Below are 15,647 nucleotides of genomic sequence, written 5' to 3' on the forward strand. Positions count from 1 at the left end.
AAATAAAACGGTGTTCATAAACCTGTTTTATATCATTTTACTAACTAATTTCGGAACTTAAGAGTAAAAAGTAGAACACGAAATGCTAGTAACGTTTGGTTGTACGTTAGTGAAGGTTTACAAAACCCAACCTATGCAACTCAATGTTCAAAAGCACTCGAAGGACGATATAGACGTCGCAAATAAAAATATTTATGGACAGTAAATTAGGACTAATAAGATGAACAAAACTCTGATTGCTTTAGCAGTATCAGCTGCTGCAGTAGTAACTGGTGTAAATGCTGGTGAGCTATACAACCAAGACGGTACATCTCTAGAAATGGGCGGCCGCGCAGAAGCACGTCTTTCTCTTAAAGATGGCAAAGCGGACGATGCATCACGCGTACGTCTAAACTTCCTAGGTAAAGTAGCAATCAACGACAGCCTATACGGTGTTGGTTTCTACGAAGGTGAATTCACTACTAACGACCAAGGTACAAACAAAACTAACAACAACCTAGACAACCGTTACACTTATGCAGGTATCGGCGGTAACTTCGGTGAAGTGACTTACGGTAAAAACGACGGCGCGCTAGGTGTTATCACTGACTTTACGGATATCATGGCTTACCACGGTAACTCTGCAGCAGACAAAATTGCTGTAGCGGACCGCGTAGACAACATGGTGGCTTATAAAGGCCAATTCGAAAACCTAGGCGTTAAAGCAAGCTATCGTTTTGCTGATGCTTCAGTTGATACTACCAACGATAAATATGTGGATAACGGTCAAGACGGCTACTCTCTATCGGCTATCTATGCAATCGGCGACACTGGCGTTAAGCTAGGTGCAGGTTATGCTGATCAAGATACTCAAAATGAGTACATGCTTGCTGCATCTTACGCTATCTCTGATTTCTACTTCGCAGGTGTATTCACTGACGGCGAAAAAGACACTAACGTTGATTACACTGGTTATGAACTAGCTGCAGCCTACACAATGGGTCAAGCAGTATTCACAACAACTTACAACAACGCTGAAACAAGTGATGTAACTTCAAAAGATAACTTTGCAGTTGATGCAACTTACTTCTTCAAACCTAACTTCCGTTCGTACATCTCTTACAACTTCAACCTACTTGATTCAGACAAAGTAGGTAAAGCTGCATCTGAAGACGAACTAGCACTAGGTCTACGTTACGACTTCTAATTCTTGGCTTAATGTCATAGATTTAAAACGCCTGCTTGCTAGCAGGCGTTTTTTTATCTCGCTATACTGTATGCACACTCCGCCCTGAAATGCCGTGTTATGCTCTTATTAAACCGCAGTGCTTTTTTATTCATCCTCTCGTTCTTCTTTCCTTTATCGACTTTGGCGTATACGCCTTTGCAAACACTGCCACAAGGTACTCGGGTGGGTTTATTCGTTCACTCTTTAGCCACTGAACAGGTTTTTCAAGATACTAATAACATACAAGCGCTTTTCCCTCCTGCCAGCACTTTAAAAATGCTCACCGCGCTTGCCGCCACGCTAGAGCTTGGCGAACAATTTCGCTTCACGACTCAGCTAACTCAACATGGCGATGACATTGTTATTCACTTCTCTGGCGACCCTACGTTAACCAGCCAAGATATGAAGCAGCTACTCAGCGAGCTAAAAAAACAGGGCATCTCACAAATAAAAGGCAACCTTTGGTTAGATAATTCAGCCTTTTCAGGTTACGACCGCGCGGTTGGATCACCTTGGGATATTCTGGGGGTATGCTATAGCGCCCCATCAAGTGCAATCACTCTGGATGGTAATTGTGTGCAAGCCTCTATTTATACGCAACCGAACGGGAAAACTCGGGTTTATGTGCCTGAGCACTATCCCATTCACGTGACCAGCTACGCAAGAAGTGTTACTAAGACTGAACAAGAGAGCGCTCGCTGTGATTTAGAACTGCGTACTTCAGAGCAGAACCATTACCAGCTCGACGGCTGTTTGGCCGAGCGAACACAACCTCTGCCACTAAAATTTGCCGTGCAAGACCCAAACTTATACGCCACGCGTATGATTTATAAGCAACTCAAACAAGTGGGCATTGAATTACTAGGCGAGGTTAAGCTGGGTGTAAAGCAAGATGAACTGAGCATAGAAAAGGGTGCATTGATAGCAACACATCAATCTATGCCACTGTACCCGTTGTTAGAAATGATGCTTAAAGAGTCTGACAATTTGATTGCTGACAGTTTAACCAAAACACTTGGCCAGCATTTTTTTATTCAACCCGGCAGTTTTAGTAATGGCACCGAGGCGATCAAGCAGATCCTTTTTTCTCGAACAGGCATCAACTTAGCACAAGCTCAGTTGGCTGATGGTTCGGGTTTATCACGTAACAACCGCCTGTCAGTACAAAATATGGTGGATGTGCTGAATTACATTTGGATTAATAATCAAACCCTTAAGCTTATTGATATCATGCCTAAAGCAGGTGAATCCGGTACCTTACACTACCGGCGTAGTATGAGTGGCCAAGCTATACAAGGGCAGCTGATTGCCAAAAGTGGTTCGCTTTATGGAACGCATAACATGGCAGGCTTCGGTTTAGATAAACAAGGAAAACCGAGTACATTATTTGTTCAATTTATCACTGATTATTATCCGCAAGATCAAGGCGATAACACTAGTGTTACCGCCCCAATTGCTCAATTTGAGACGCTCTTCTTTGAAGATGTCGTTAAGTTCAGTCAGCTCAGTCCTAATGAATAGTTCACCACGTTAAAGTAGATCCACATACCCGAAATATCGACGATAGAAGCCAGTACAGGGCTAACTAATACCGCAGGATCTAAGTTAAAAACGCGCGCAGCAATGGGTAATAAGCCGCCAATCGTCGTTGAAATGGTGACTTGGATAAAGAGCGCAACCGCAATTGCAAACGCAATGTTTTCTAGTGGAAAGCCTCCGGTTGAGTTGGCATCACTAAACAACATAATGCGAGCCACCATCACCGCAGAGATAGCCAACGCAAGGCAAACCGCAACACGGCACTCCTTCCACAATACACGCAACCATTGACGTTTGCGTAATTCACCAACCGCCAACGCGCGCACGACTAACGTCGCAGCTTGCGAGCCAGTATTCCCACCTGCAGCGGCAATAACAGGCATATACACAGCCAAGAGCACAAGCTGGCTCAATGTATCTTCGTACTGGGTAATAATCAGCCCGGATACGATACCAAGTAGTGCCAATACAATAATCCAGCCAATACGCTGCTTCACATGTTCAATCACGCTAGTGGTTAAATAGCTTTGCGCCGTTTCAACTTCTGAGTAAATAAACCCCAATTGGTTAGCGTAATGGCGAGCGCGAATGTCATAGCCCCCTTTATCTAATTCACTGAGTAGTTGCTGAACATAACCAATAGTACAGTGACGTAAAATCGCCACTGCCTCTTCGATAGGCATCACTGCCAATAAATGTACCTGTTTTTGCTGTTCGTACTGCAAAAATGCATTACGAGCCGCACCAATCTCTTCCAAAGAAAAGTTAGGTGAATTTTCAATATAAATGTTGCTCATTACCGTCATGGCGAATCTCCCGATTGGCAAAGGTAACGACCATCGAAATGATACCCAAATGCAATATATTGATGAGCAATGACGTCATTGTTCATCAATGTAATTCACAGATAAGTTTTCATCTCAAACTAGAGAGCAGGAGAAAAATCGAGAGGTGTAAATCAGAAAAGATAAGCCCTACCACTGAAGGTAGGAGCGAAGATCGCCAATACCGAAAGCGGTTATTTTTCTCCCTTCATACTAGGGGGATGGTCGGTATTGTTCATAAAAATCTCCGAAAGTACTGCTCAATTAGCAGTGCGCAAATTGTACCAAAGCCTTTGGCGAAATACACTCTGATCTTTGCATCCAATGCGTTCCAATTTCACACATACCCAACCACACCATTCAGATTGAAGATTTAATGACTAATTAATATGCCAAGATCAGGCCCAGCAAAAAAGCGCCCTTAGGCGCTTTGATGAATAGACGGTTCACTTTACTGTGATTTTTACTTTACAGTAACTCGTGCGAACTTACGCTTGCCGACTTGGTAAACATAAGTCCCCGCGGCTGGTACATTTTTGCTGTCGTCGATTTTTTCGCCATCTTGTTTGGCACCACCTTGCTTGATCATTCGCATCGCATCAGACGTTGAAGCCACTAAACCCGCCTCTTTGAGCAGGTTAGTGATAGCAATACCCGCTGCAAATTCAAATTCTGGCATCTCTTCTGGCATCGCACCTTTTTGGAAGCGGTTGATGAACTCTTGCTCAGCCGCATCTGCCTCTTCTTTAGAGTGAAAACGTGCAATGATCTCTTTCGCCAGTAAGATTTTGAGATCGCGTGGGTTTGTGCCATTTTCAACATCAGCTTTGAACTGTGCGACTTCTTCCAATGGACGGAAAGAAAGCAGCTCGTAGTAGCTCCACATTAATGTGTCAGAGATCGACATGATTTTGCCAAACATTTCACTTGGCGATTCACTGACACCAATGTAGTTGTGCGCTGATTTGGACATTTTTTTCTCGCCATCCAAACCAACAAGCAGTGGCATCATCAAGACAACTTGTGGTTTTTGACCATGTGCTTTTTGCAGTTCACGGCCCATCAATAGGTTGAATTTTTGGTCAGTGCCGCCAAGCTCAACATCTGTCTCCATTGCGACTGAATCATAACCCTGTAGGAGTGGATACATGAATTCATGAATGGCAATAGGCTGACCATTAGCGTAGCGCTTTTTGAAATCATCGCGCTCTAGCATGCGTGCCACTGTTTGGTTCGATGCAAGGCGGATCATGCCTTCCGCACCCAATAGAGACAACCATTCAGAGTTAAACTGAATTTTCGTTTTAGCCGGATCGAGGATCTTAAACACTTGTGTCTTATAGGTTTCAGCATTACGCAAAACATCGTCACGAGTGAGCGGTGGACGCGTGGTATTTTTACCGCTTGGGTCACCAACCATACCCGTGAAATCACCAATCAAAAAGGTGACTTCATGGCCCAAATCTTGAAATGCACGTAATTTATTGAGGATCACCGTATGTCCAAGATGGATATCTGGAGCCGTTGGATCAGCACCTAATTTAATGCGCAGTGGACGGTTTTCTTTCAGTTTCGCGATCAATTCATCTTCTGGGATTAGCTCTTCAACGCCGCGTTTAATTTCAGCTAAAGCCGCTTCAATACTCGCCATTCTTGTTCACTCCTACAGATTTGGCAAAATTTAATAGTTGAACATCTTACTTGAATAGCGATGCTTTTTGAAACCAGTTAGACTAACGAACCGGCTAATTTCTTTATAATTTACTAAACGAACCTAAATATGCTTTCAATTTTCGCTCGTCTCCCTTGGGTGCATCGAATCCTCATCGCCTTTTTAAGCGCACTCATGGTTTTCGCGCTGCTATTTCTACCAAACCCTGAAGATCTCGCTCAGGATCCGAATCGTCTAGAAATTGGTCGCCATTATCCATTAACCATTAACGCCGAAGCACTCTCTCCGGGAATATCTATCTCGCCTTCCACCATGCTGCGTTGGGAAACTTATCAAGTTAAATCGGGGGAAAGTGCCGCCGTATTATTTCAGCGAATTGGGCTTTCGGCTCGCTTACTCTATCAACTCACGGCAACAAATCGTGATATTGACAGCCAGCTTTCACGGCTTAAGCCAGGAGATGAGCTGCAATTTGGCTTTGATGAAAATAATGAACTTGTTCAACTCAATCGCATTATTAGCGCCTTTGAAACCTTTCGTATCACTAAATCGGGCGATGGCTTTACTTCTGAGTTTGATAAAAAAGAGCTGATGTTCCAGTACAACTATGCCGAAGCGATCATTACTTCAAATTTTTGGAATGCGGGGATAAGCGCAGGTTTAACGGCAAACCAAATCATGGAGTTAGCGGGTATATTTGGTTGGGATGTGGATTTTGCGTTAGATATTCGTGAAGGTGACCAATTTAAGCTGCTATTCCAAGAAAAGGTGGTGGAAGGTGAGGTAATTGGCCGCGGAAATATCATTGCAGCCGCCTTTACCAACCAAGGTACGACGTTTACAGCAATATTGGACGATGCAACAGGCAATTACTATGACGAAAATGGCCGGGCCATGAAAAAGGCCTTTTTACGCTCGCCGATCGATTTTCGTCGCGTGACATCGAATTTCAATCCTGTGCGTCGCCACCCCGTCACAGGAAAAGTCACCGCACACAGAGGAACCGATTATGCCGCGCCAGTTGGTACCCCAATTTGGGCCGCCGGCGATGGTGTGGTTGAGAAATCAAGTTACAACCAATTTAATGGTAATTATGTGTTTATTCGTCACAGCAACACCTACATTACCAAATACCTACACTTACAACGACGTATGGTCAAAACGGGTCAACGAGTCAAGCAAGGACAAACGATTGGTACTTTAGGAGGGACAGGAAGAGTCACCGGCCCTCATCTCCACTATGAATTTTTGGTCAACGGTGTACACAAAAACCCAAGAACAGTCTCTTTACCGCAATCTAAATCCCTAACGGGCCAAGCAAAAACCACCTTTATCGCCAATGCTCAAATTAGGCTTGGGAAGCTAGAACGCTATAGCCAATTACTCTATGCCAATAAATAATAAGAAAAGGCCCACCAATAATGTGGGCCTCATTGTGTAAGATTGAGCAGGTTACTCTTCGAGAGTAGGTGGTGGTTCCTTACGCCCCAACATCAACAAGCAAGGCGTCAGTACTAACGTTAAGACAGTGGCAAAAGCAAGGCCTCCCGCAACGGCCGTGGCGAGTTGTGACCACCATTGCGTGCTGGGAGCGCCAAACTCAATTTTTTGGTTAATCAAATCGATGTTCATCTCCAGTACCATTGGCAATAACCCTAAAATAGTCGTCACTGTAGTCAATAAAACGGGCCTTAAACGCTGAACACCAGTGCGTAAAATGGCCTCTTGTTTTGACAAGCCTCTGCGTATCAGTTGGTTATAAGTATCTATCAATACGATATTGTTATTCACCACGATACCGGCCAAGGCGATGACCCCAATACCTGACATAATAATGCCGAAAGGTTTTTGGAAAATCAGCAGACCTGCAAATACTCCGACCGTTGAAAACAGTACTGCACTTAAAATGAGGAATGCTTGGTAAAAACTATTAAATTGCGTAACCAGAATTAACCCCATAACCACCAGCGCAATCAAAAAGGCATTTTTTAGAAATTCTGAGGAATGTTCCTGCTCTTCATTTTGCCCTCGTAATTTAAACTCCACCCCATTAGGTAAATTCAGTTCCGACAATGCTTGAGTAACTTTGGGCAATTCAAGGGCCAGATTATACCCTTCCTTTAGATCCGCCATAATATCGATAACCCGTCGACCATCAATCCGTTTGATCGTATCTTGTTTGTGATCCGGTTTTATCTGCGCAAAATTGGTTATCGGCACCAGACCTGCGGGTGTGTTGACCCGTAACTGATCAAATCGACCAATATCACGCTTATCCTCTGGATAACGCACCAAAATATCGACCTCTTCGTTTGCATCATCAGGCAAGTAGTCACCAATTTTTAGCCCATTAGTCACAAATTGCACTGTGTTACCCACCAATGTCGCATCGGCTGAAAATCGAGAAGCATCATCACGTCGAATATCAATTCGCCAGTCAATTCCTTCTTTATTTGAGGTGTCACTGATATTAGTCAACGCGGGATTGTTATCAGCCCACTTTCTGACCATTTTAGCGGCCTCATTAAGATTTTCAGGAGTACGCGCCGACATTTCAATCACCAGATCATGCTCAACCGGTGGCCCTGCATCTGGAAATTTATACTCGATTTCCACCCCTGAAAACTGATCTGTGGTGCTTTTAAGCTCTTCAATAATCGCTTTGACGGTGCGGCGATATTGCCAATCAACAGGGGTAATTTGAATCTGGCCAATTTCATCCTCTCCCCCCGTTCGAGTATAGACGCTCTCAAATTCCTCATGACCAAGCATCACCAGCTCAATTTCTCGCATTAAGGTGTCTTTTTCTTGGATGGAAAGATCGCCATAAGAACGAACTTTAACGGTGAAATAAGGCGGATCCACCTCTGGGAAGAATTCGGCACCGAGCCCTGCTTTGGCATAAGCAAAACCAATCACAATCGCGAGCACTATCGCACTGAACAGTATTTTAAGTGGGTGACGAATCGCAATGGCCAACGTGTGATAATAGAGCTTGGTGATGCCCGTCGCTTGGGCAAAATCACCTTCATGTAAAGCAATCATCCGTGCTTGACTGGCAGCCGAAGCATGTTGCGGTCGGCCAATTAAGCCTCCCAGCACAGGAACAAAAAGCAGTGCCATAATCAATGAAGCAGCCAGTGTAGCGATAAGCGTGAGAGGCAAGTATTTCATGAACTCACCCGTGATATCTGGCCAAAAAAGCAGAGGGGCAAAAGCGGCTAAAGTAGTAGCAGTTGATGCGGTAATCGGCCATGCCATCCGTTTTGCGGCATCTCGATACGCTTCTTTACGCGGCACACCTTCTTGCATGCGCCGATCAGCAAACTCAGTTACCACTATGGCTCCATCAACCAGCATGCCAACCGCCATAATTAATGCAAATAACACGACAATATTGACGGTTAGTCCAAACACCGACAAGACTAATAATCCGGTCAAAAATGAGCCTGGTATTGAGATACCAACCAGCAGCGCCGTCCTCATTCCCAAAATAACGATAATCACGATCACGACTAAAATAATGGCCGACAGAATATTGTTTTGTAGATCGTTGAGCATGATTTCAACGTCTTTCGACTCATCCCACGTGTATTTCACCAACAAATTACTTGGCCAATCTTCCCGTTTTTGCGCCTCTCCCATTACCGTTTTTACCAGCTCAACAGTTTCGATGATATTTTCACCAGCACGCTTTTTAACGTCCAACACCACCGCCGATTTGCCATCTAAACGAGCAAAGCTTTCGGGGTCCCGAAATGCTCGTCTGACGGTCGCGATATCGCCAAAGGTGATTACTTGCTTACCATCAACCTTCACCGGAAGCTCTAACACATCTTTCAAGGATTCAAAAACTGAAGGAACCTTTACGGAAAAACGTCCGTAGCCCGTATCGACGAAACCCGCCGCAACGACTTTATTATTCAGTGCGATTAAGTTATAGATATCGCCTTGATCGAGTCCGTAACTTTCCATCAATAGGGGATCGACAATGATCTCAACAATATCTTCGCGATCGCCAGCGATATCAACTTCTAATACTTGTCGGTAGCTTTCTAATTTGTCTCTCAACTGCCTTGCAATTTGTACGATAGCTCGCTCTGGTAAAGTGCCATAAAGCACCACTGATAATACCGGCTGCTCTGATGCCAATGTTACTTCGTTCACGGTCGGCTCATCGCTGTCTGCTGGTAGCTTCGGCTCGGCCAAATTGACCGCATCTCTCACATCCGCCATCGCTTTATCAAGGTTAACGCCAACGTTAAATTCCAAAACTACAGAAGCATGCCCTTCGGAAGCATTCGACGTCATCTCTTTTACGCCTTCAATAGAGCGCATTTCTTGCTCTAGGGGCCGCACGATAAGGCGCTCAGCATCACTCGGTGATATGCCTTGATGACTTACGGAGACATAAATAATAGGAATAGTAATGTCAGGGCTCGATTCTTTAGGGATCGAAAAATAGGTCGCCACGCCAGCGATCAAGATAAAAATCAGCAGCGATAACATAGTGCGCGAGCGAGAGAGCGCCGCATCAATAATAGAAAACATGGCGCCCCCTACTGCGCTGAGTGGTTAGGTTTCTTGACCGCAATCACTTGATCACCATCTCGAACAAAACCTTGCCCAACGGTGATAATATCCACCGTCTCCCCTAGCCCAGTTAGCCACACACCATCTTGCTCCGCTTTTACCAATTGAATGGGGATGAAGCGAACACGATCTTGCTGCAGAGTTTTAACACCTAAATTTCCTTGATCATCCAGCGCAAGCATGGCAGGCGTGATTTTCACCGCCAGTTGTGTTTCCAAACTCATCTCCACTTCAGCGCTCACACCCGCGGGGATCGTTTGATTGGGATTGTCTAATTCCACTTCGATAGCAAACGTGTTGGTGGTAGGCGATGAGACGCGAGAAATATAACGAACCTTGCCATCGACAGTAGAACCATCGATAAAACGTACACGAGCAATTTGGTCTTGTTTGATTTTTTGGATGTGTCGTTCGCTGACATCCGCTTCTATCACTAATTTACTGAGATCAATAAAGGTGACCATCGGGTCACCCACTCCGACAAAATCGCCTTTTTCTATCAATATGTCTTGAACAATGCCATCGAAGGGAGCCACAACTGACGTATTACGTAAAGCCAATTGGGCACGACTTTGCACAGCGCTGGCTTCCGCTAAAGCGGCTTGCGCCGAAGCAAAGGCCACTTCGCCTTGTAAGCCTCGATTTTTTAACGACTCAGCGGCACTGAATTCTTTTTGTTTGAGTTTGAACAAGGCTTGCGCACTCTCTAATTGAGCCGCTAGATCAGCTTGATCGATTAAGACGATCTGTTGTCCTTTATTGACAGGCTGTCCTTTTGCTATCGATATCTGAGTAATTTTTCCTGCGATTTCAGCACCAATTTTAGCTTGACGATTAGGTGCGGTCCGACCGTAAAGATCGATATGCTTATCGGTCGATTCAGCCTCAAAAGATTGGTAAATAACTTTCGCAAGAGGAATGGTGTCATTGGCAGTTTGCCGGGGCTCTTCCGCTTTCAATGCCCCAAAACCTAACCAAAAACAGAGAAGTAGGATAAAAATCGTCGAGAGTAGCCAAGGTCGTTGCGAAAAAAAGCGGCCAATAGATGAACGGCTGATTTTGGTATCAGGCATAAATAATCCTTTATTATGTTCTTGCCTTCTTAAGGTTAAGGCAAAGCCCTACATTACATCCAAATACGTAGGGCTATTAAGCTTAATTAGCTACAGTAGATTAATTGTGCATCGAACCTTTTTTAGTTAAACACTAAATGATGCACCACAACCGCATGTTGTTGTTGCATTAGGATTGTTGACAAAAAAACGAGAGCCTTCTAGGCCTTCTGTGTAATCGACAATGCCACCTATCAAATATTGTAAGCTCATCGGGTCAACCACTAATGTCACGCCACTATTAACTATTGTTGTATCGCCATCGTTTACATTTTCATCAAAGGTAAACCCATATTGAAAACCGCTACAACCACCACCAGTAATATAAACGCGCAGTTTTAGCGCTGGATTCTCTTCTTCAGCAATCAACATTTTTACGCGTTGTGCTGCAGTATCAGAAAATGACAATGGTACATTTACTTCACTCACGATGGCCTCTCTCACTCGTGTTAATACCTGTCAGACTTATTATGCTTAACTTATGCCTGTAAAGGTGATTCTTTTTTAATAATGCAATGATTATCTAATACCTGACCTATTCGTTCAAGTATTCACCGTCACTTAAGCTAAAACTCCAACTATCGAGGCATTATGCACTGAAAAAACACTCACTGTCGCGTGAGTTGTACACTATACGGCGCTTATTTGGCTGTGAATGAGCTCAGAAAATGAGTGAAAAAAAGTGTCTTTGGTGAGTTTGGGTATACAATGCGACACCAACTGGTCCGAACAAGCAGAAGAGGATAAATCCATGACCAAATCAGCAGAGCTTTATCAAAAGGCACAACGTGCAATCCCCGGTGGAGTTAACTCTCCTGTACGTGCTTTTAACGGAGTTGGTGGCTCGCCGATTTTTATCGACCGCGCAGACGGCCCGTTGATTTTTGATGCTGATGGCAAAGCTTATATTGATTATGTCGGCTCTTGGGGGCCAATGATACTAGGCCACAACCATGCGGTCATTCGTGAAGCCGTGATAGGCGCAGCGCAGCGCGGTCTCAGTTTTGGTGCGCCGACCGAGATGGAAATCGATATGGCAGAATTAGTTTCTGAGCTGGTTCCATCGATGGAACAGTTGCGTATGGTCAGTTCCGGTACCGAAGCGACGATGAGCGCCATTCGTTTAGCTCGTGGATTCACTGGGCGCGATAAAATTTTAAAATTTGAAGGCTGCTATCACGGTCATGCGGACAGTTTGCTAGTAAAAGCAGGCTCTGGCGCCTTAACATTAGGCCAACCAAGCTCTCCTGGTGTGCCTGCTGATTTTGCTAAACATACACTGACCGCCACTTTTAATGATTTAGAATCTGTACGTGAATTGTTCGCGGCCAATAAAGACCAAATAGCCTGCATTATCGTCGAACCGGTCGCGGGCAACATGAACTGCATTCCACCAGTAGAAGGGTTCCATGAAGGCTTACGTGAGATTTGTGACCAAGAAGGCGCTCTGCTGATCTTTGATGAAGTAATGACAGGTTTTCGTGTTGCACTAGGTGGTGCACAGGCTTACTACAACATCAAACCAGACTTAACAACGCTAGGGAAAGTGATTGGCGGTGGTATGCCTGTTGGCGCTTTTGGTGGACGCCGTGATGTGATGCAATACATCGCTCCAACGGGCCCGGTGTACCAAGCTGGTACGCTATCAGGTAACCCTGTGGCTATGGCTGCGGGTTATGCCTGCTTGACGCTTCTAAAAGAAGAAGGCAATGAAAAACGTCTCGCGGCCAAAACAAAGCAATTGGCTGATGGATTCAAAGAACTCGCAGACAAACACGGCATTCCTTTGCTGGTCAGCCAAGTTGGTGGCATGTTCGGCTTCTTTTTTACCGATCAAGAACGCGTCACCTGTTATGAAGAAGTCGCAAAATGTGATGTTGAACGTTTCAAGCGCTTCTTCCATTTGATGCTCGATCATGGTGTCTATTTAGCGCCTTCAGCTTTTGAAGCAAGTTTTACTTCTTTGGCGCACGGCTCCAAAGAAATTGAAGCGACATTAGAAGCGGCCGATCGCTGCTTTGCGATGATGGCAGCTCAAGCGGAATAGGCACCATTAGGCAGACTCATCATAATTATAAAGGGCTGTAGATCAGCCCTTTATTCATTTCAGACTCAATAAGCAAGCTATCATTGCCAGTAATAAATCACTAAAACGACCAACGCCATCATGCTGATGGCAAACCACGGTAGCTTCAACTTTTTTTTATGCTGGTTTTGACACCCTTTTTCATTATCACAACATCCCATCTCATCAGTTCCTCATTGATAACACGCTGATTTGCAGTCATTATAACCCTATTACTTTACAAGGTTGGATTAACAACGTGTCAGAAAAAGTGAAAATCACCTCTAGCCACTGGGTGCTCATTGCGGCACTTGTCGCTGCGGCTATTGCTTGTTATCTGTTGATTGCACCTTATATCAACTCGATTGTGATGGCTTTCATCATCTCGTTATTGATGTTTCCCATTCATGAGTGGCTCGAACGAAAAATCCCCAAATACAAAAATACCGCCTCGTTTCTCTCGTGTATTATTTTGACGTTTATTATTGTGATTCCACTGCTGTTTGTCTTTGCTGCTATTGTGCAGCAAGGGTCGGTATTTTCTCAGAACATGTACCAATGGGTCACTCATGGTGGCATTCAAACCGCCTTTGCTCATCCTTGGATTGTCAAAGGACTCGCCATTGCGAATCAATATTTGCCCTTTGATGAAATTCAGCCACAACAAATCGCACAAAAAGTGGGGCAATTTGCCAGTTCATTTGGCACCAACTTGGTCAGTATTAGCGCAAAAGTGCTGGGTGATGCGACCAGTTTTTTGATGGATTTCTTCTTAATGCTGTTCGTGTTGTTTTTCCTACTCCGTGATCACGATAAGCTCATCAGCGCTCTTAGGCACATCCTGCCATTGTCGCGTAGTCAAGAAGACAGGTTGCTATGCGAAATTGAGCAAGTCTCCAAATCGGCTGTCATGGGGTCATTTTTAACCGCAATAGCGCAAGGCTTTGCGGGTGGGTTTGGTATGTGGCTCGCCGGTTTCCCTGGGTTATTTTGGGGCACCATGATGGGGTTTGCTTCGTTTATTCCAGTTGTCGGTACTGCTCTGATATGGATTCCAGCCACTATTTATCTCTTTCTAACCGGAGATAGCACATGGGGCATATTCTTGGCCCTCTGGAGCGTTATCATTGTTGGCTCAATTGATAATTTATTGCGGCCCTTTTTAATGCAAGGGAGCGCGGGCATGAACACCTTAATGATCTTCTTTTCTCTGCTCGGTGGTATTCAGCTGTTTGGCCTGATTGGGTTAATTTACGGCCCACTCATTTTTGCCATCACTATGGTGCTGTTTAATATTTATGAGGAAGAGTTTAAAGGTTTTCTCAATCAACAAGATAATAGCTAACTTTTGACTTACTGACGATCAAGCTAGAAGCAAGGGGCAGACTGTGCGAGAATCTGCCCCTCTTTTTTAGCGCAGAGCCTACTATGTCCAGTTACACCGCACCAAGTCAAATTGCCCAGCGTCAGCTTGCTTATTTCGAAGGAAAACATCTTTTAGTGGCTGGAGAAGCGGAGGATTTATTTCCTGTAGAGTTAGCTAATCATTGTCGCTCTGTTTCGGTGTTCACCACTCATTATGGTTACTACCGCCAACTCGAATCCTATTCGCAAATTACATGTCATTTTGGCGCTCAATTTGAGCAAAAAACCGATGCAGACATGATTCTGCTTTACTGGCCCAAAGCGAAGCAGGAAGCTGAATATCTGCTTGCGATGCTGTTGGCCAAACTGGGCAAAGAGACTGAGATTGTGGTCGTGGGTGAAAACCGATCGGGCATAAAAAGCATTGAAAAAATGTTTGCAGCTTATGGGGTGGTTAAAAAGTATGATTCAGCTCGACGCTGTTCGTTCTATTGGGGGCAATGCACCCAGCAGCCACCAAGCTTCCAAATTGCAGACTGGTTCAAAACTTATCAGGTGCAGTATCAGCAACACGCACTGATTGTAAAAAGTTTACCTGGCGTATTTAGTCATGGCGAGTTTGACCTCGGCAGCCAACTGTTACTCGATACACTACCTAAACTGAGAGGAAAAGTTCTCGACTTTGGTTGTGGTGCTGGTGTGTTGGGTACTGTAATGGCCACATTAAACCCAGATATCGAGATTGAACTGTGCGATATCAGCGCGCTTGCGATTGAATCAACCAAAGCAACCTTGATAGCGAATAACATATCAGGGAATGTATTTGCCTCTGATGTCTACTCAGATACCGCTAAAGATTATCAATTTATCGTCTCAAACCCCCCTTTCCACTCCGGATTAGAGACCAGCTATAGTGCGACAGAAGCCTTACTGGCTAACGCACCAAGCCATCAAACCGTGAAAGGCGAACTTTTTATTGTGGCCAACAGTTTTCTTAAATATACCCCGCTGATTGAACAGGCTTATGGTCATTGCGAGGTGTTAAATAAGACTAACAAATTCATCATTTACCACGCAAAAAAAACATTACAAAAGTCGCAACAATAAGTGTAATCCACTCTCAACTGGTCACTAAACTGGATGATTTTTACGAATTTTGCGTTAGTGACCACGCTTTCCACAGGACTTACTTGTCAACGTAAAAAAAATCGTTAATTTCGTAACTTTAGGTTTTATTTGTTTTTTTCATTAACTTTAACGACTACCTCAT

11 protein-coding genes are annotated in these 15,647 nt (G+C 44.4%); 6 read left to right on the forward strand and 5 right to left on the reverse strand.

Going from position 1 to position 15,647, the window contains the following annotated elements; genetic code table 11:
- Positions 1-220 precede the first annotated feature (220 nt).
- Together ompU and dacB are read left to right on the forward strand one after the other, a co-directional pair.
- Complete coding sequence (ompU, locus tag AACQ17_RS15760) at positions 221-1,186, forward strand: porin OmpU (protein ID WP_094133696.1); 966 nt, start codon at positions 221-223, stop codon at positions 1,184-1,186.
- A 99-nt stretch (positions 1,187-1,285) separates the two neighbouring features.
- On the forward strand, positions 1,286-2,728 hold the full coding sequence (gene dacB / locus AACQ17_RS15765; RefSeq protein WP_094148004.1) for a serine-type D-Ala-D-Ala carboxypeptidase: 1,443 nt from the start codon (positions 1,286-1,288) through the stop codon (positions 2,726-2,728).
- On the opposite strand, the gene AACQ17_RS15770 is transcribed toward dacB, so the two are convergent.
- Together AACQ17_RS15770 and tyrS are read right to left on the reverse strand one after the other, a co-directional pair.
- Positions 2,707-3,552 (reverse strand): magnesium transporter, encoded by an 846-nt coding sequence (locus AACQ17_RS15770; RefSeq protein WP_026027515.1) that lies wholly within the window; start codon positions 3,550-3,552, stop codon positions 2,707-2,709. The genes dacB and AACQ17_RS15770 overlap by 22 nt on opposite strands.
- Positions 3,553-4,033: 481 nt before the next feature.
- Positions 4,034-5,221 (reverse strand): tyrosine--tRNA ligase, encoded by a 1,188-nt coding sequence (gene tyrS, locus AACQ17_RS15775; RefSeq protein WP_013857629.1) that lies wholly within the window; start codon positions 5,219-5,221, stop codon positions 4,034-4,036.
- A gap of 129 nt (positions 5,222-5,350) precedes the next feature.
- On the opposite strand from tyrS, the gene AACQ17_RS15780 reads away from it, so the two are divergent.
- Positions 5,351-6,643: a peptidoglycan DD-metalloendopeptidase family protein gene (locus AACQ17_RS15780; RefSeq protein ID WP_017048386.1), complete on the forward strand. Its 1,293-nt coding sequence runs from the start codon at positions 5,351-5,353 to the stop codon at positions 6,641-6,643.
- A gap of 51 nt (positions 6,644-6,694) precedes the next feature.
- On the opposite strand, the gene AACQ17_RS15785 is transcribed toward AACQ17_RS15780, so the two are convergent.
- From AACQ17_RS15785 to erpA, 3 genes are all read right to left on the reverse strand, one after another.
- Complete coding sequence (locus AACQ17_RS15785) at positions 6,695-9,793, reverse strand: efflux RND transporter permease subunit (protein ID WP_094147999.1); 3,099 nt, start codon at positions 9,791-9,793, stop codon at positions 6,695-6,697.
- 8 nt (positions 9,794-9,801) lie between these two features.
- Entirely contained in the window at positions 9,802-10,908 is a 1,107-nt protein-coding gene (locus tag AACQ17_RS15790; RefSeq protein ID WP_094148001.1) for an efflux RND transporter periplasmic adaptor subunit, read from the reverse strand.
- A 126-nt stretch (positions 10,909-11,034) separates the two neighbouring features.
- Entirely contained in the window at positions 11,035-11,376 is a 342-nt protein-coding gene (gene erpA / locus AACQ17_RS15795; protein ID WP_026027518.1) for an iron-sulfur cluster insertion protein ErpA, read from the reverse strand.
- A 322-nt stretch (positions 11,377-11,698) separates the two neighbouring features.
- Here erpA and hemL point away from each other — a divergent pair, with 322 nt between their 5' ends.
- The 3 genes from hemL (at position 11,699) to rsmC (ending at position 15,484) form a co-directional block, all read left to right on the forward strand.
- Positions 11,699-12,994 (forward strand): glutamate-1-semialdehyde 2,1-aminomutase, encoded by a 1,296-nt coding sequence (gene hemL, locus AACQ17_RS15800; RefSeq protein ID WP_026028237.1) that lies wholly within the window; start codon positions 11,699-11,701, stop codon positions 12,992-12,994.
- Positions 12,995-13,271: 277 nt separating this feature from the next.
- Entirely contained in the window at positions 13,272-14,357 is a 1,086-nt protein-coding gene (locus AACQ17_RS15805) for an AI-2E family transporter (RefSeq protein WP_094128743.1), read from the forward strand.
- Between the two features lie 83 nt (positions 14,358-14,440).
- Complete coding sequence (rsmC, locus tag AACQ17_RS15810; RefSeq protein WP_017048383.1) at positions 14,441-15,484, forward strand: 16S rRNA (guanine(1207)-N(2))-methyltransferase RsmC; 1,044 nt, start codon at positions 14,441-14,443, stop codon at positions 15,482-15,484.
- Positions 15,485-15,647 lie beyond the last annotated feature (163 nt).

This window comes from Vibrio sp. V10_P2A27P122 (genome assembly GCF_963874335.1).
GTDB lineage: Bacteria > Pseudomonadota > Gammaproteobacteria > Enterobacterales > Vibrionaceae > Vibrio > Vibrio anguillarum.